The organism is Candidatus Microbacterium phytovorans (assembly GCA_029202445.1).
Lineage (GTDB): Bacteria > Actinomycetota > Actinomycetes > Actinomycetales > Microbacteriaceae > Microbacterium > Microbacterium phytovorans.
The window spans coordinates 1783783-1799488 of sequence record CP119321.1 but is presented as its reverse complement, the minus strand read 5'-3'; the positions used below and the strand labels follow the sequence as shown (position 1 = coordinate 1799488).

At 69.9% G+C, this 15706-nt stretch carries 13 protein-coding genes; 9 read left to right on the top strand and 4 right to left on the bottom strand.

The features are described from left to right. Window positions 1-100 precede the first annotated feature (100 nt). The 6 genes from P0Y48_08575 (at window position 101) to P0Y48_08550 (ending at window position 6708) form a co-directional block, all read left to right on the top strand. Window positions 101-1828 carry an ABC transporter ATP-binding protein gene (locus tag P0Y48_08575; GenBank protein WEK12531.1) on the top strand — a complete coding sequence of 576 codons (1728 nt, stop codon included), beginning with the start codon at window positions 101-103 and terminating at the stop codon, window positions 1826-1828. After that, window positions 1825-3846 carry an ABC transporter ATP-binding protein gene (locus P0Y48_08570; GenBank protein WEK12530.1) on the top strand — a complete coding sequence of 674 codons (2022 nt, stop codon included), beginning with the start codon at window positions 1825-1827 and terminating at the stop codon, window positions 3844-3846. The genes P0Y48_08575 and P0Y48_08570 overlap by 4 nt, the downstream gene beginning before the upstream one ends. Beyond that, window positions 3843-4637, top strand: a complete 795-nt coding sequence (locus P0Y48_08565) for a sulfite exporter TauE/SafE family protein (GenBank protein ID WEK12529.1) — start codon at window positions 3843-3845, stop codon at window positions 4635-4637. Before P0Y48_08570 ends, P0Y48_08565 begins: the two co-directional genes overlap by 4 nt. 69 nt (window positions 4638-4706) lie before the next feature. Beyond that, entirely contained in the window at window positions 4707-5153 is a 447-nt protein-coding gene (locus P0Y48_08560) for a MaoC family dehydratase N-terminal domain-containing protein (GenBank protein ID WEK12528.1), read from the top strand. Further along, window positions 5150-5572: a MaoC/PaaZ C-terminal domain-containing protein gene (locus tag P0Y48_08555; protein WEK12527.1), complete on the top strand. Its 423-nt coding sequence runs from the start codon at window positions 5150-5152 to the stop codon at window positions 5570-5572. The genes P0Y48_08560 and P0Y48_08555 overlap by 4 nt, the downstream gene beginning before the upstream one ends. Beyond that, window positions 5572-6708, top strand: coding sequence for a UDP-N-acetylmuramate dehydrogenase (locus P0Y48_08550; GenBank protein WEK12526.1), 1137 nt, complete (start codon window positions 5572-5574; stop codon window positions 6706-6708). The genes P0Y48_08555 and P0Y48_08550 overlap by 1 nt, the downstream gene beginning before the upstream one ends. A 55-nt stretch (window positions 6709-6763) precedes the next feature. Here the strand turns inward: P0Y48_08550 and P0Y48_08545 are convergent, their stop codons facing one another. The 4 genes from P0Y48_08545 to aceA all read right to left on the bottom strand — a co-directional run bounded on the left by P0Y48_08545 (window position 6764) and on the right by aceA (window position 11713). After that, the gene (locus tag P0Y48_08545; GenBank protein WEK12525.1) at window positions 6764-7963 is read right to left on the bottom strand and encodes a pyridoxal phosphate-dependent aminotransferase; all 1200 of its coding nucleotides are present in this window, start codon (window positions 7961-7963) and stop codon (window positions 6764-6766) included. A gap of 68 nt (window positions 7964-8031) precedes the next feature. Further along, window positions 8032-8367: a YciI family protein gene (locus tag P0Y48_08540; protein WEK12524.1), complete on the bottom strand. Its 336-nt coding sequence runs from the start codon at window positions 8365-8367 to the stop codon at window positions 8032-8034. A gap of 97 nt (window positions 8368-8464) precedes the next feature. After that, window positions 8465-10099, bottom strand: a complete 1635-nt coding sequence (gene aceB, locus P0Y48_08535; GenBank protein WEK12523.1) for a malate synthase A — start codon at window positions 10097-10099, stop codon at window positions 8465-8467. Window positions 10100-10381: 282 nt separating this feature from the next. Beyond that, window positions 10382-11713: an isocitrate lyase gene (gene aceA, locus P0Y48_08530; GenBank protein ID WEK12522.1), complete on the bottom strand. Its 1332-nt coding sequence runs from the start codon at window positions 11711-11713 to the stop codon at window positions 10382-10384. 159 nt (window positions 11714-11872) lie between these two features. Here aceA and P0Y48_08525 point away from each other — a divergent pair, with 159 nt between their 5' ends. The 3 genes from P0Y48_08525 (at window position 11873) to P0Y48_08515 (ending at window position 15704) form a co-directional block, all read left to right on the top strand. Then, window positions 11873-13342, top strand: a complete 1470-nt coding sequence (locus P0Y48_08525; GenBank protein ID WEK12521.1) for a helix-turn-helix domain-containing protein — start codon at window positions 11873-11875, stop codon at window positions 13340-13342. A gap of 211 nt (window positions 13343-13553) precedes the next feature. Beyond that, window positions 13554-14078: a hypothetical protein gene (locus P0Y48_08520; GenBank protein WEK12520.1), complete on the top strand. Its 525-nt coding sequence runs from the start codon at window positions 13554-13556 to the stop codon at window positions 14076-14078. A 186-nt stretch (window positions 14079-14264) separates the two neighbouring features. Continuing rightward, window positions 14265-15704 (top strand): ferric reductase-like transmembrane domain-containing protein, encoded by a 1440-nt coding sequence (locus P0Y48_08515; protein ID WEK12519.1) that lies wholly within the window; start codon window positions 14265-14267, stop codon window positions 15702-15704. The last annotated feature ends 2 nt before the right edge of the window (window positions 15705-15706 follow it).

Below are 15706 nucleotides of genomic sequence, written 5' to 3'. Positions count from 1 at the left end.
GCGCTCTCGCGCTGACAGCGAACAGCACGCCGGACGCCTACAGCGGTGTCGCCGGGCGGCGTTAGCATGGACCGTTCGCCGTCAGACCCGGAGGTTTCGCATGCTCGGCAAGCTCCTCATCCGTTACCTCTCGACGTATCGGTGGTGGCTCGCCGGGGTGCTGGTGTTCCAGTTCGCGTCGGCGATGGCGTCGTTGTATTTGCCGCGCCTGAACGCCGACATCATCGACAACGGGGTCTCCACGGGCGACACCGGCTACATCTGGTCCCACGGCGTTCTCATGCTCGGCGTCGCGCTCGGACAGATCGTCGCGTCGGTCATCGCCACCTACTTCGCCGCGCGCGCGGCGATGAGCGCCGGCCGCGACATCCGCCGCGACGTGTTCCAGAAGGTGAGCGGCTTCTCCGAGCGCGAGGTCTCGCGCTTCGGCGCAGGCACCCTCATCACCCGCAACACGAACGACGTGCAGCAGGTGCAGATGCTCGCGATGATGGGCGCGACGATGCTCGTCACCGCGCCGCTCCTGGCCATCGGCGGCATCATCATGGCGCTGCAGCAGGACGTCGGCCTCAGCTGGCTGATCGGCGTCGCGGTCCCGGTGCTGCTGGTCGTGGCCGGCCTCATCATCAGCCGCATGGTGCCGCTGTTCCGCGCTTACCAGCAGAAGCTCGACGGCGTGAACCGCATCATGCGCGAGCAGCTCACCGGTGTGCGCGTCGTGCGGGCCTTCGTGCGCGAGAGCATCGAGGAAGCACGGTTCCGCGTCGCGAACACCGACATCATGATCGTCGGCCGCAAGGTGGGTTCGCTGTTCGTGCTGATGTTCCCGCTGGCGATGCTCGTCCTCAACGTCACCGTCGTCGGGGTCATCTGGTTCGGCGGCATCCAGGTCGATCAGGGCAACGTGCAGATCGGCACGCTTTTCGCCTTCATGCAGTACGTCGGCCAGATCCTCATGGGCGTGCTCATGGCCACCTTCATGACGATCATGATCCCGCGCGCCGCCGTGTCGGCAGACCGCATCGGCGAGGTGCTCGCCTCCGACGACCAGCTGACGCGCCCCGCCCAGCCCGTCCGGTCGTTCCCGGACCGCGGCACCGTCGAGTTCGACGACGTGTCGTTCACGTACCCGGGTGCGGAGTCGCCCGTGCTCGAGGGTCTCTCGTTCCGAGCCGAGCGCGGCGAGACCCTCGCGATCGTGGGTTCGACCGGTTCCGGCAAGACCACGCTGGTCTCGCTGATCCCGCGCCTGTTCGACGTCACCGGAGGCGTCGTGCGCGTGGCGGGGGTCGACGTCCGCGACGCCGATCTCGACCTGCTGTGGCAGGGGATCGGCTACGTCCCGCAACGTGCGTTCCTCTTCACGGGCACGGTCGCCTCCAACCTCCGGTTCGGACGTGAAGACGCGACCGACGAAGAGCTGTGGCAGGCGCTCGAGATCGCGCAGGGCCGCGACTTCGTCGAGGAGATGGAGGGTGGTCTCGACGCCCGCATCTCCCAGGGCGGAACGAACGTGTCGGGTGGTCAGCGTCAACGCTTGGCGATCGCGCGGGCGATCGTGCACCGGCCGGAGATCCTCGTGTTCGACGACTCGTTCTCGGCGCTCGACGTCGCGACCGACGCCCGGCTGCGCCAGGCGCTGTGGCGCGCGCTCCCGTCGGTGACGAAGGTCGTCGTCGCCCAGCGCATCTCCACCATCACCGACGCCGACCGCATCGTCGTCCTCGACGACGGAAAGGTGGTGGGGCTCGGCACGCACGACGAACTGCTGGCGGGCAACGAGACCTACCGCGAGATCGTCGAGTCGCAGCTGGGGGTGGACGCATGAGCACGGATGCCGGTGAGAAGACGCTGACCGAGGAGGAGCGTCTCGACCTCGAGCGCGCGGAGCAGGCGCGCCTGACCTCGGGTGACTGGGACTCGGTCGCGCCGGGCAAGGCCGCGAACTTCGGGAAGAGTTTCGCCCGGATGATCGGTCTCCTCGGACCGCACAAGTGGGCGTTCGTGTTCGTGTCCCTCATGGGCGCGATCGGCGTCGTGCTCGCCGTCTGGGCGCCCAAGGTGCTCGGTCAGGCGACCGACATCATCTTCCAGGGCTTCCTCTCGCGCACGCTGCTCGAGTTCTTCCCCGCCGGCACCGGTCAGGAGCAGGTCGTCGATGCGCTGCGGGCCGGTGGCCAGGACGACCAGGCCAACCTCATCGCGGGCATGTCCGGCTTCGAGGTCGGCGCGGGGATCGACTTCGATCGGTTGCGCTGGGTCGTCGTGTCCGTGCTCGTCATCTACGTCGTCTCGGCGGTGCTGACGTGGCTGCAGGGCTACGTCATCAACGTCATCATGGTGCGTTCCATGTGGCGCCTGCGCGAGGAGGTGGAGGCGAAGATCAACCGCCTTCCGCTGGCGTACTTCGACCGCGTGCAGCGCGGTGAGCTCATCTCGCGGGTGACGAACGACATCGACAACATCACCCAGACGATGCAGCAGGCGCTGTCGACCGCGATCACGAACATCCTGACCGTCGTCGGTGTGCTCGTGATGATGTTCTCGATCTCCTGGCAGCTGGCCATCGTCGCCCTCATCGCACTGCCGCTCATGGCCGTGATCTTCGGCGTCATCGGGCCGCGGTCGCAGAAGGCGTTCGCGACGCAGTGGCAGAAGGTCGGTCGACTGAACGCGCGCGTCGAGGAGTCCTTCTCGGGTCACGCCCTGGTCCGCGTCTACGGCCGCGAGGAAGACTCTCGCGACAAGTTCCAGGAGGAGAACGAGGAGCTCTACCAGGCGGCGTTCACGGCGCAGTTCCTCTCCGGCCTCATGATGCCGTCGATGATGTTCATCGGCAGCCTCACGTACGTCGGCATCGCGGTGCTCGGCGGTCTCATGGTCGCCTCGGGACAGCTCACGCTCGGCAGCGTGCAGGCGTTCATCCAGTACTCCCAGCAGTTCACGCAGCCGCTGTCGGAGCTCGGCGGCATGGCCGCCGTCGTGCAGTCGGGCACGGCATCCGCGGAGCGCGTCTTCGCGCTTCTCGACGAGCCGGAGCAAGAGGCGGATGCCGACGACGCGCCGGAGCTCGTCGACGGGCGCGGTGTCATCGAGTTCGAGCACGTCGCGTTCTCCTACTCGCCCGACAAGCCGCTCATCACCGATCTGTCGTTCCGGGTCGAGCCGGGCCAGACGGTCGCGATCGTGGGTCCGACGGGCGCGGGCAAGACGACGCTCGTCAACCTGCTCATGCGGTTCTACGAGCTCGACGGAGGCCGCATCCTGCTCGACGGCCAGGACGTCGCGACCCTCACCCGTGACGACGTCCGCTCGCGCACCGGCATGGTGCTGCAGGACCCGTGGCTGTTCGCCGGGACCATCCGCGAGAACATCCGCTACGGCAACGAAGACGCCACCGACGAGGAGATCGTCGATGCGGCCGTCGCGACGCGCGTCGATCGCTTCGTGCACTCGCTGCCCGACGGCTACGACACGGTGCTCGACGAGGATGCCGCGAACGTCTCCGCCGGCGAGAAGCAGCTCATCACGATCGCCCGCGCCTTCGTCGCGCAGCCCGCCGTGCTCATCCTCGACGAGGCGACCAGCTCCGTCGACACCCGCACGGAGCTGCTGCTCCAGCACGCCATGTCCGCGCTGCGCGAGGGGCGGACCTCGTTCGTCATCGCACACCGTCTCTCGACGATCCGCGACGCCGATCTCATCCTCGTGATGGAGCACGGCGACATCGTCGAGAAGGGCAGCCACGACGAGCTCATCGCCGCGCAGGGTGCGTACTGGCGGCTCTACCGTTCGCAGTTCGAGAAGGCCGCGACCGAGCCGGAGCCGTCGGAGAACGGGGCGTGACGGCGCGTACCGACGCGCGCACGCCGCGCTACGTCCTCTCGTGCCTGGGCATCGGCCTCGCCGCCGGGCTCCTGTCGGGCCTGTTCGGCGTGGGCGGCGGCACGGTCATCGTGCCGATGCTGCTCCTCCTGCTGCACATGGACCAGCGGCTCGCCGCGGGCACGTCGCTCGCCGCGATCGTGCCCACCGCGACGGTGGGCGTCGTCTCGTACGCGATCCACGGTTCGGTCGCCTGGGTGCCCGCCGTGATCCTGGCCGCGGGTGCTGTGATCGGCGCGCAGGTGGGCACGTGGCTGCTCGCCCGACTTCCGCAGAACGCGCTGCGCTGGGGGTTCGTCGGCTTCCTCGTCGTCGTCATCGTCATGCTCTTCGTCGTCGTCCCCTCCCGGGATGCCGAGCTCACGCTCACGTGGGGGGTCGGCTTCGGCCTTGCCGCACTCGGCGTGTTCACGGGCATCATGGCGGGCCTGCTCGGCGTCGGCGGCGGCGTGATCGTCGTCCCCGCGCTGATGTTCCTCTTCGGCACAAGCGACCTCATCGCGAAGGGCACATCGCTCCTCATGATGATCCCGACCGCGCTTTCCGGCACGATCGGCAATCTGCGACGCGGAAACGTCGACCTGGTCGCGGCGGCGCTCGTCGGCGTCGCGGCGTGCACCACGACGGCACTGGGCGCCTGGGTGGCGACGCTCCTCGACCCGTTCGTCTCGAACGTGCTCTTCGCGGTGTTCCTCACCTTCATCGCCATCCAGCTCGGCATCCGCGGTTGGCGCGCGCGCCGCACGCGGTAGTCCGCGCACCCACGGGCTTTCCCGGTCGGCGCCGAGGCGGGTGCGCGCCCCGCTCGGTAGGATTGCCGGGTGTCCGTGAACCCTGAGCTCGTCGGTCGAGACTTCCCGCCGACCGCGCCGTACCTCGTCGGGCGGGAGAAGGTGCGCGAGTTCGCGCGCGCCGTCTTCGCGACCGACCCCCAGCACGTCGATCCGTCCGCCGCGCAGGCCCTCGGGTACCCCGATGTCGTCGCGCCGCCGACCTTCGCGATGGTCATCCAGGACCTCACCCTCCAGCAGCTGCTGAGCGAGCCCGACTCCGGCATCGCGCTGGAGCGCACGGTGCACGCCGAGCAGCGCTTCCGCTTCACGCGGCCGATCGTCGCCGGCGATGAACTGTCGGCCCGGCTGCAAGTGACGGGTGTCCGCCCGTTCGGCAAGGGAGCCATGGTCACGAGCGAAGCGGAGATCACGGATGCCGGCGGCGCCCACGTCGTGACGGCCATCTCGGTCCTGCTGATCGGAGGCGAGGAATGAGCGAGGCACTCGAAGTCGGCACCGTCGTCGCCGAACGCACCGTCGCCCTCACGCGCGAGTCGCTCGTGCGTTACGCGGGAGCGTCGGGCGACTTCAACCCGATCCACTACCGCGACGACGTTGCGGAGCGCGTGGGCCTTCCCGGAGTGCTCGCCCACGGCATGCTGACCATGGGGCTCGCCGTCGAGACGATCGTCGAGTGGCTCGGCGACAGCGGCCGCATCGCCGAATACGGCGTGCGCTTCACCCGCCCGGTCGTCGTCGACGCCGAAGCCGGCGCCGAGCTGACCGTGGTCGCAAAGATCGGTGCGATCGACGACGAGACCCTGCGGGTCGATCTCACGGTGTCTCACGGTGAGACGGTCGTCCTCGGAAAGGCGCAGGTGCGGGTGCGGCGAGACGCGACCGTCGAGGCCTGATGACCGAGATCGCCCCCCTGCCGCTGGCCCGGCTCACGACGCTGCGCACCGGCGCGACCCCGCGCCGCATGGTCGAAGCGGTCACGCGTGACGACCTCGTCGCGGAGTTGCGCGACGTGTGGTCGCGCGATGAGCCGTGGCTCGTCGTCGGCGGCGGATCGAACTTGCTCGTCGGCGACGAGCCGTTCGACGGGACTGTCGTGCTCGTGCGCACGGAGGGTCTCGAGACGCTCCCGTCGCCTCGCCCGGGGTACGTGCGCGTGCGGGCGGAGGCCGGGCACAACTGGGACGAGCTGGTCGCTTACACGGTGGCCGAAGGGCTCCAAGGAATCGAGGCGATGTCCGGCATCCCCGGAACGTCGGGTGCCGCACCCGTGCAGAACATCGGCGCGTACGGGCAGGAGTTGGTGCAGACGCTCGTGGAGGTCGAGCTCCTCGACTACGAGACCGGCGAGACGTCCGTCGTCCCGGCAGCGGAGCTCGAACTGGGCTTCCGCACGTCGGTGCTCAAGGCGCACTACGGGTCGGTCGCCCGCCGGGATGCCGTCGTCCTGTCGATCACGCTGGAGCTCGCCGACGTCGGCCACGGAGAGATCCCCGTGCGCGGCGCGCAACTCCGGCAGTCGCTGGGGCTGGAGGCCACGGCATCCGTCTCCCTCGCCTGGGTGCGCGAGACGGTACTGGCCACGCGCGCCCGGAAGGGAATGGTGCTCGACGACGCCGACCCCGACACGTACAGCGCGGGGTCGTTCTTCCAGAACGCGATCGTGTCGGCGGCCTTCGCGCGGACGCTGCCGCCCGAGTGCCCGCGCTGGCCGGTCTCGGTCGATCTCGACCCCGTCACCGTCATCCCGCTCGACCGATTCGACGGCGTGGTGCCCCCGCCCGTCGAGCACACCCCCGACGTGAAGGTGAGCGCCGCGTGGCTCATCGAGCATGCGGGCCTGCGGAAGGGCTTCTCGCTGGCGCGGTCGCGCGCCGGGCTGTCGAACAAGCACGCTCTCGCGCTGACCAACCGCGGCAACGCGACGGCGGGAGAGATCGCCGAGCTCGCGCGCTTCATCCGCGGACGCGTGCAGTCGGAGTTCGGTCTGCTGCTGCAGCCCGAGCCCGTGCTCGTGGGCGTGCAGATCTGAACCGGGCCCAGATCTGAACCGCGTCCAGATCTGAACCGGGCCCCCGGCCTCGGCGTCAGCCGAAGAGTCGCTGCAGGCGCTGCACGCCTTCGAGGAGGGCGTCGTCGCCGAGCGCGTACGACAGGCGCAGGTATCCGCTCGGGCCGAACGCCTCGCCCGGCACGACGGCGACCTCGGCCTCGTCGAGGATGAGGTCGGCGAGCTCGAGCGTCGTCGACACCGTCTTGCCGGGCCACTCGCGGCCGAGGAGGCCGCGCACGTCGGGGTAGGCGTAGAAGGCGCCCAGGGGGTTGGGCACCTCGACGCCGGGGATCTTCGACAGCTCCGAGACGATCAGGCGGCGACGGCGGTCGAACGCCTGCCGCATGTCCTCGGCCTCGGTCTGCGGGCCGGTCAGCGCGGCCAGCGCGGCACGCTGCGCGATGTTGTTGACGTTCGAGCTCAAGTGCGACTGCAGGTTCCCGGCAACCTTGATGGCATCCGCCGGTCCGACCATCCAGCCCACGCGCCACCCGGTCATGGCGTACGTCTTGGCCACGCCGTTGACGAGGATGGTCTGCCCGGCCAGGGCGGGCACCGCCTCGACGATCGACACGGCGCGCACGCCTTCGTAGACGAGGTTCTGGTAGATCTCGTCGCTCACGACCCAGATGCCGTGCTCCAGCGCCCACTCGCCGATCGCGCGCGTCTCCTCGGGCGTGTAGACCGAGCCGGTGGGGTTCGACGGCGACACGAAGACGAGCACCGTCGTCTTCTCGGTGCGAGCGGCTTCGAGCTGGTCGACGGTGACCTTGTAGTCCTGGTCGGCGCCGGCGAAGACCTCGACCGGGATGCCGTCGGCCAACGCGATCGCCTCCGGGTAGGTGGTCCAGTACGGCGCGGGCAGGAGCACCTCGTCGCCGGGGTTCACGACCGCCTGGAAGGCCTGGTACACGGCCTGCTTGCCGCCGTTGGTGACGATGATCTGGGCGGGCGAGACCTCCAGGCCCGAGTCGCGGAGGGTCTTCGCCGCGATCGCCTCCCTCAGCACGGGGAGGCCGGCGGCCGGTGTGTAGCGGAAGTTCGCGGGGTCGCGGAGCGCTTCGGCGGCGGCGTCGACGATGAACTGCGGCGTCGCGAAGTCCGGCTCGCCGGCGGCGTAGGAGATCACGGGGCGGCCTGCGGCCTGCAGCGCCTTCGCCTTCGCGTCGACCTTGAGGGTCGCCGACTCGGCGATGGCGGAGAGCTTGCGGGACAGGGGAGCGCGTTCGGTCACGCCTACGAGCGTAGTCGGCACGCGCCCCCCGTGGTCACTTCCCACCGCGGGTCGCGACGGCCTCGATCTCAGAGATCGAGCGGCCACGCCGGGTGCAGCTGGATGACCCCGCCGGAGGCCATCGGATGCCGAGACGCGAGCTCGATCGCCTCGTCGAGGCTCTCGCATTCGAGCACGTCGAACCCCCCGATGAGCTCGTATGCCTCCGCGAACGGGCCATCGCTGACGATGACCTCGCCGCGGCGGCGTCGCACCACCTTCGCCTCCTCGGCGGGGCGGAGGCGATCGCCTTCGACGGCGCGACCGGTGTCGTAGGTTTCGGCCGCCCACTCCTCGATCGTGATCGGCGGGGCGTCGGGATCGGTGAGGGCGGGGTCGGTGAGGACCAGCATGAGGTAGCGCATCGTCGTGTTCCTTTCGTTGCGAGCGACGTTACGTGAACACGTCGAACGGCCCGTGGCGGAATCGACATTCCGTCACGGGCCGTTTCTGGCGGCGCCGTCAGTCCAGGTAGCGGGCGTAGGCGACGCTCGTGAGGAAGGCGGGGAACTCCTCCTGCAGCGCCACCTCGCGGAAGACCGCCGCCGCATCGTCGAACCGGTCGCCGTCGCCGCGTTCGACGCTCCCCAGCACGTCGGCGATGAGCGACTCCACGTACTCCCGGCTGATCGGGATGCCGTCGTCGGTGACGCGGTCCTGGTGAATCCACTGCCAGACCTGGCTGCGACTGATCTCGGCGGTCGCGGCATCCTCCATCAGGTTGTCCAGTGCCACGGCGCCGAGCCCGCGCAGCCACGCCTCCAGGTACCGGATCGCGACCGACACGTTGCCGGCGACGCCCGCCGCCGTGACGGGGAGACCGATGTGCACGTCGAGCAGCTGCTGCGCCGTGACGTTCACGTCGGGCCGCTGGCGGTCGACCTGGTTCGGACGTTCGCCGAGCACGGCGTCGAACTCCGCCATCGCCACGGGGATGAGGTCGGGATGGGCGACCCAGGTGCCGTCGAATCCGTCGCCGGCCTCGCGCTTCTTGTCGGCCGACACCTTCTCGAACGCCTGCGCGGTCACCTCGGGGTCGCGCCGGTTCGGGATGAACGCACTCATGCCGCCGATTGCGAACGCCCCCCGCTTGTGGCAGGTCTGGACGAGGAGTTCGGTGTAGGCCCGCATGAACGGCACCGTCATGGTCACCTGACTGCGGTCGGGCAGGACGAAGCGCGCGCCGCGTCCGCGATAGTTCTTGATCATCGAGAAGATGTAGTCCCACCGGCCGGCGTTGAGGCCCGCGGCGTGGTCGCGCAGCGCGAACAGGATCTCCTCCATCTCGAAGGCGGCCGGCAGCGTCTCGATGAGCACGGTCGCGCGGATCGTGCCGTGCGGGATGCCGACGTAGTCCTCGCTGAAGGTGAACACGTCGTCCCAGAGCTTCGCCTCCTCGGCCGACTCCAGCTTCGGGAGGTAGAAGTAGGGCCCGACGCCCCGCGCGATCAGCGCCGCGGCGTTGTGGAAGAAGTACAGCCCGTAGTCCACGAGCGACGCGGAGGCGGCCATGGTGCGCCCCGTGCGGTCGGTGAAGCTCAGGTGCTTCTCCGTGAGGTGCCATCCGCGCGGGCGCATCACGATCGTCGGCGTGCGCTCGGCGGTGACGGCGTACTCCTTCCCCTCCGGCGACGTGTAGGAGAGCTGTCCGCGGATCGCGTCGAACAGCGACAGCTGCCCTTCGATGACGTTCCGCCAGGTGGGGCTCGTGGCATCCTCCTGGTCGGCGAGCCACACCCGCGCACCCGAGTTCAGCGCGTTGATGGTCATCTTGGGGTCGGTGGGTCCGGTGATCTCCACCCGCCGGTCCTCCAGCCCCGGACCCGGCCCGGCGACCCGCCACGACGGATCGTGGCGGATGTGCACCGTGTCGTCGCGGAACTGCGGGTCGTGGCCGTTGCCGATCTCGAAGCGGCGACGCATCCGATCGGCGAGCCGGTCGTGGCGACGGCCGGAGAAGCGGTGGTGCAGTTCGGTGAGGAAGGCGAGAGCCTCGGTGGTGAGGATCTCGTCGTAGCGCTCGCCGAGCGGTCCCGTGACGTCGATCGACGGTCCGGTGTGAGTGGTGGGCGCGGTGCCCGTGGCGGTGGGAGTCATGGCCCTGACTTTCTGTGTGGGATGGAGGTACGGCGTTTCGTCTCGCTGCGCTCGCTCAACGACCGGGGGTGTTGCCCCTCGGTCGTTGAGCGACGAGCGGAGCGAGGAGACGAAACGGGGGTGTGGGGTGGATCGGCGTTTCGTCTCGCTGCGCTCGCTCAACGACCGGGGGTGTTGCCCCTCGGTCGTTTCGTCTCGCTGCGCTCGCTCAACGACCGGGGTGTGGCCCCTCGGTCGTTGAGCGACGAGCGGAGCGAGGAGACGAAACGGGAAGAGAACGTGTCAGTGGAACTGAGCGGTCTCGGTGGACCCGACGAGGGCGAGCGTGGCGCTGTCGGGGTTGAGGGCGGTGGACACGGCGTCGAAGTAGCCCGTGCCCGCCTCCCGCTGGTGCCTGGTGGCGGTGTAGCCGCGGGCTTCGGCGGCGAACTCCGCCTCCTGGAGCTCGACGTAGGCGCTCATGGCGCGCTCGGCGTAGCCGGAGGCCAGGTCGAACATCGAGTGGTTGAGGGCATGGAAGCCCGCCAGCGTGATGAACTGGAACTTGTAGCCCAACTCCGCGAGCTCGCGCTGGAACGACGCGATCTGCGCATCGTCGAGGTGCCGCTTCCAGTTGAAGCTGGGGGAGCAGTTGTAGGCGAGCATCTTCCCGGGGAACCGCTCGTGCACGGCCGCGGCGAACGCCCGCGCCAGCTCGATGTCCGGCTCTCCGGTCTCGACCCACAGCAGGTCGGCGTAGGGCGCGAAGGCGAGCCCGCGGCTGATGACGGATGCCAGTCCCGGCCGCACCCGGTAGAAGCCCTCGCTCGTGCGCTCACCGGTGGTGAACTCCTGATCGCGCGGGTCGACGTCGCTCGTGAGCAGGTCGGCGGCGAGGGCGTCGGTGCGGGCGATGACGACGGTCGGCACCCCGGCGACGTCAGCGGCGAGGCGAGCCGCGTTCAGGGTGCGGATGTGCTGTTGGGTGGGCACCAGCACCTTCCCACCGAGGTGACCGCACTTCTTCTCCGACGCCAGTTGGTCTTCCCAGTGGATGCCGGCGGCACCGGCCTGGATGAGCGACTGCGCGAGCTCGTACGCGTTGAGGGGGCCGCCGAAGCCCGCCTCGGCGTCGGCGACGATGGGTGCGAGCCAGTCGCGGGAGATCTCGCCGTCGCCGCCGAACGTCTCCGCGTGCTCGATCTGGTCCTGCCGCAGGAGGGCGTTGTTGATCCGACGCACGACGGCGGGCACGGAGTTGGCGGGGTAGAGGCTCTGGTCGGGGTAGGTCTGGCCGGCGAGGTTGCCGTCGGCGGCCACCTGCCATCCCGAGAGGTAGATGGCCTTCAGGCCGGCGCGCACCTGCTGCACGGCCTGACCGCCGGTGTACGCGCCCAGCGCCCGGATGTACTCCTCGGTGTGCAGGAGGTTCCAGAGGTTCTCGGCGCCCCGACGCGCAAGGGTGTTCTCCTCGCGGACCGACCCGCGGATGCGGATGACGTCTTCGGCGGTGTACGTGCGCTCGATGCCGTCCCACCGGGGATCGGTGTCCCAGATCTCCTGGAGCTCGGCGGCCGTCTCGACCTGGTCGCCGGCGCGCAGTGCGGGTCGTCCGGGGGTGGAGTGGATCGTCATGGTGTCTCCTTCATCGGATGCCGGGCGGCGATGCCCGGGTGGTCGTGGCATCCACTCTGAGTGAAGAAGATCACCTCACCTCGCCAGATTGGCTGTGAAGTTCTACCGATCTTCTGTGTTTGTGATGACTGCGCGGCGTGGGTGTGGCACACTCGCGGGATGACGAGCATCGAGGACGTCGACGGAGCAGGGGGCGACGAGGCCGACGCGCTCACAATCGGACGCCGCGTGCGCCAGTTGCGCACCGCGCGCGGCATGACTCTCGACGACCTCGCGGCCGCCGTCGACCGGGCGCCGAGCCAGTTGTCGATGATCGAGACGGGCAAGCGCGAACCGCGGCTCACGCTCCTGCAGGCCATCGCCCGCGCCCTGGGGACGACGATCGACGCGCTCCTGGAGGCGGAGACGCTCGACGAGCGCTCGACGATGGAGATCGCGCTCGAACGGGCGATGAAGGGTCAGACGTTCCAGGCGCTCGGCATCCGGCCGTTTCGCATCGGCAAGTCCGTCCCCGACGACGCACTGCGCGCCCTGCTCGCGCTGCAGGGCGAGATCGAGCGGCTCCACGACGAACGCTCGGCGACGCCCGAGGAGGCGCGGCGCGCGAACGTGGAGCTGCGTCACCTCATGCGACGACAGGACAACTACTTCGCCGACCTGGAGGAGCAGGCCCGCGGCATCCTGCGCTCCGTCGACCATCCCGGCGGCCCGCTCACGCAGCGCACCGCGTCGGACATCGCCGCCCACCTCGGCTTCTCGCTGCACTACGTGCCCGACCTGCCGCCGTCGGTGCGCAGCGTCGCCGACCTGAAGCACGGGCGGCTGTACCTGTCGAGCACGGTGCCCGCGAAGGGCGATTCGCGCACGGCGGTGCTGCAAGCGCTCTCGAGTCGCATCCTCGGCCACAGCGAGCCGCGCTCCTATGCGGAGTTCCTGCGGCAGCGGGTGGAGACCAACTACCTCACGGGGGCGCTCCTCATCCCCGAAGACCACGCCGTGCCGTTCCTGCAGGATGCCAAGGCGCGCCGCGCGATCTCGATCGAAGACCTTCGCGACGCCTACTCCGTGTCGTACGAGACGGCGGCGCACCGCTTCACCAACCTCGCGACGCCGCACCTCGGCATCCCCGTGCACTTCCTGAAGGTGCACGAATCGGGGACGATCACGAAGGCGTACGAGAACGACGACGTCAACTTCCCCGCCGACCGGCTCGGCGCGATCGAGGGGCAGCTGTGCTGTCGCCGCTGGACGAGCCGCGTCGTCTTCGACATCCCCGACAAGTTCAACCCGTACTACCAGTACACCGACACCGGCAACGGCACCTACTGGTGCACGGCGCGCGTCGAGGCCTCCAGCGAGGGCGCGCACTCGGTGAGCGTCGGCGTGCGCTTCGACGACACGAAGTGGTTCATCGGCCGCGAGACCACCAACCGGGGCGTATCCCGTCACGCGGTGGAGGTGTGCTGCCGTCGCGCGCCCGCCGACCTCGAGGGTGCCTGGCGCGACCAGGCCTGGCCGAACGTCCGCACCCCGCGCACCCTCCTGGCGACGCTCCCCACGGGAGCGTTCCCCGGCGTCGACACCACCGACCTCTACGAGTTCCTGGCCGGGCACGCCCCGGCATCCTGAACCGGCAGGCTTCACGCCGCGCCGCGGCGGTGGGTGCGGGGTGACTGAGGGGTGCGATGGCGCCGGTTTCCCGTCGCGGCGCCGGTTCTTCGCGGCGCCGCGACCGCGACCTGGCCATCGCGCGAGAGCGGGGTCCGAGGCGGGAACGCTTGCATGCATAAGCTCCTGTGCGGATGCCGGTGACGGCGCCGAGCGTAGGGGAGCGGATGCCGTGAGCGGGGATTCCACAGACGTCGAGTCGAGCGGCTCGAGCGGCGGACGTCGGGCACGCGCACGGGCGGACGCGTGTGCGGTGGCATCCCTCGTCGTGATCGGTGTGGTCGCCGGGTGTGCGGCGACCGTCTCGACGCCGCTCGACGCGTCCCCGAGCACGCCCGCGGTCCCGGTCTCGTCGCCCCCCGCGACGCTGGAGGTTCCCGCGCCCCTCGACGGGGAGGTCGCCCGCGTGCTCGCCGAGGGGGATCCGCTGCAGGTGTCATCTACGTCGTCGGGATCGACCGAGGCCGGTATGGACCACGTTGTCGATGCCATGTGTGTGGCGCGCGATGCGACGACCCAGGCGACGTATGAGCTCTTCGTGGGCGCGGATGCCGTGAGCGGCGGCACCCTCGCGTGCGACGGAAGCATCCATCGGAACACCGGCATGACCGGAACGGGTCAAGCGGTACGCCTCGTGTTCGATCCGCCGGCCGAGGCGACGCAGGCGTACGCGCTCGTGGTGCCGAGCGCTCCCTGACGCGACCGCGAGCATCCCCGGTCGGCGTGCTCTGGCCGGGTCGGCGCCGTCGCGGGAACCGGGAAGCCGGGCGAGCACCGCGCGAGCCTGTGTGAAGGCTATGCGTCGCCACAGAAGGCGCCACGCATCGCGGCTCCTCGATCGATTCTTGGCGTCGCCTGAGAGCGGGCGCGCCACCGTGGGCGCATGACCACCTACGCCGAGCCCGGCCTCGCTCCCTCCGTCTCGCCCGCGCCGACCGCGCCGCTCAGCGCGACGGCCGACCGGCGTCGGGCTCAGCGTGCGCGGTGGCGGCTGCTCGCCGTGTCGGTGATCTGGGGCACGAGCCTGTTCGTCGTCGCGTTGTGGGTGAGCGGCGGTGGCATCCAGTCGCTGCTGTCGTGGGATGCCGAGGCCCTCAACAGCCTGGGACGCATCACGGGTCTCGTCTCGGCCAACCTGCTGCTCTACCAGGTGCTCCTGATGGCGCGCGTGCCCCTGTTCGAGCGCGGCCTCGGCCGGGACACCATCACGCGCATGCACCGGTGGACCGGTTTCTGGTCGTTCTGGCTGCTGATGGCGCACATCGCGCTGCTTGCCATCGGGTACGCGGCGCAGGCGGGACTGTCCCCGCTCGTCCAGCTGTGGACGTTCGTCTGGGACTACCCCGGGATGCTGCTGGCCACCGCGGGGACTCTGCTGCTGGTGCTGGTCGTCGTCACGAGCATCCGGCGTGCCCGGCGGCGCCTGCGCTACGAGTCGTGGCACCTCCTCCACCTCTACGGGTATCTCGGGGTGGGCCTGGCCGTCCCGCACATGCTCTGGACCGGTGCGGACTTCCTCGCGAACCCTGCCGCCACCGTCTACTGGTGGGGCGTGTGGGCGCTGACGGCAGCCGCCGTGATCGTCTTCCGCGTCATCGCGCCGCTGTACCGGTCGATGCGGCACGGCATCCGCGTGGTGTCGGTCGAGCGCGACGGGCGTCGCGGCGTCGTCGTGCGGATGCGCGGCCGCAACCTCGAGCGTCTCGGCGCGGAGGGGGGTCAGTTCTTCGTCTGGCGCTTCCTCGACGGGCCGGGCTGGACGCGGGGGAACCCGCTGTCGCTGGCCGCGACGCCGCACGGCGGCGAACTGGTGATCGCCGCCCGCATGGTCGGCGAAGGAACCCGGCGCCTCGCGCGACTCGCCCCCGGCACCCGCGTGCTCGTCGAAGGACCCTACGGCCACCTCACGGGTGCTGCGCGCCACGGGCGCAAGCTCCTCATGATCGGTGCCGGGGCCGGCGTCGCGCCCCTGCTGTCGGTTCTCGAGTCGGAGACGTTCGCCCCGGGTGAGGCGGTGCTCCTCACCCGTGACCACGACGCCGACGACCGCACCCGTGCGGATGCCGTGCGCGCGATCGTCGCCTCGCGGGGCGTGCGTCACATCTCTCTCGACGGACCCCGCCGCACCGACTCCTCGACCTGGATGCCGGCCAGCCACCGCGCGTGGCGCGGCTCCGACCTGCTGCGCCACGCGGTGCCCGGGATCGAGGACTTCGACGTCTTCCTCTGCGGACCCGACGCCTGGATGGCGTCGCTGCGGGCCGACCTCCGCGGCGCGGGCGTGCCCCGCGAGCGCATCCACACCGAGTCGTTCGCGATCTGACC

Excerpts from the sequence above, each read along its gene's own strand:
- P0Y48_08575 (WEK12531.1), top strand. The coding sequence starts at position 101 with ATGCTCGGCAAGCTCCTCATCCGTTACCTCTCGACGTATCGGTGGTGG.
- P0Y48_08570 (WEK12530.1), top strand. The coding sequence starts at position 1,825 with ATGAGCACGGATGCCGGTGAGAAGACGCTGACCGAGGAGGAGCGTCTC.
- P0Y48_08555 (WEK12527.1), top strand. The coding sequence starts at position 5,150 with ATGAGCGAGGCACTCGAAGTCGGCACCGTCGTCGCCGAACGCACCGTC.
- P0Y48_08550 (WEK12526.1), top strand. The coding sequence starts at position 5,572 with ATGACCGAGATCGCCCCCCTGCCGCTGGCCCGGCTCACGACGCTGCGC.
- P0Y48_08540 (WEK12524.1), bottom strand. The coding sequence starts at position 8,367 with ATGCGCTACCTCATGCTGGTCCTCACCGACCCCGCCCTCACCGATCCC.
- aceB (WEK12523.1), bottom strand. The coding sequence starts at position 10,099 with ATGACTCCCACCGCCACGGGCACCGCGCCCACCACTCACACCGGACCG.
- aceA (WEK12522.1), bottom strand. The coding sequence starts at position 11,713 with ATGACGATCCACTCCACCCCCGGACGACCCGCACTGCGCGCCGGCGAC.
- P0Y48_08525 (WEK12521.1), top strand. The coding sequence starts at position 11,873 with ATGACGAGCATCGAGGACGTCGACGGAGCAGGGGGCGACGAGGCCGAC.
- P0Y48_08515 (WEK12519.1), top strand. The coding sequence starts at position 14,265 with ATGACCACCTACGCCGAGCCCGGCCTCGCTCCCTCCGTCTCGCCCGCG.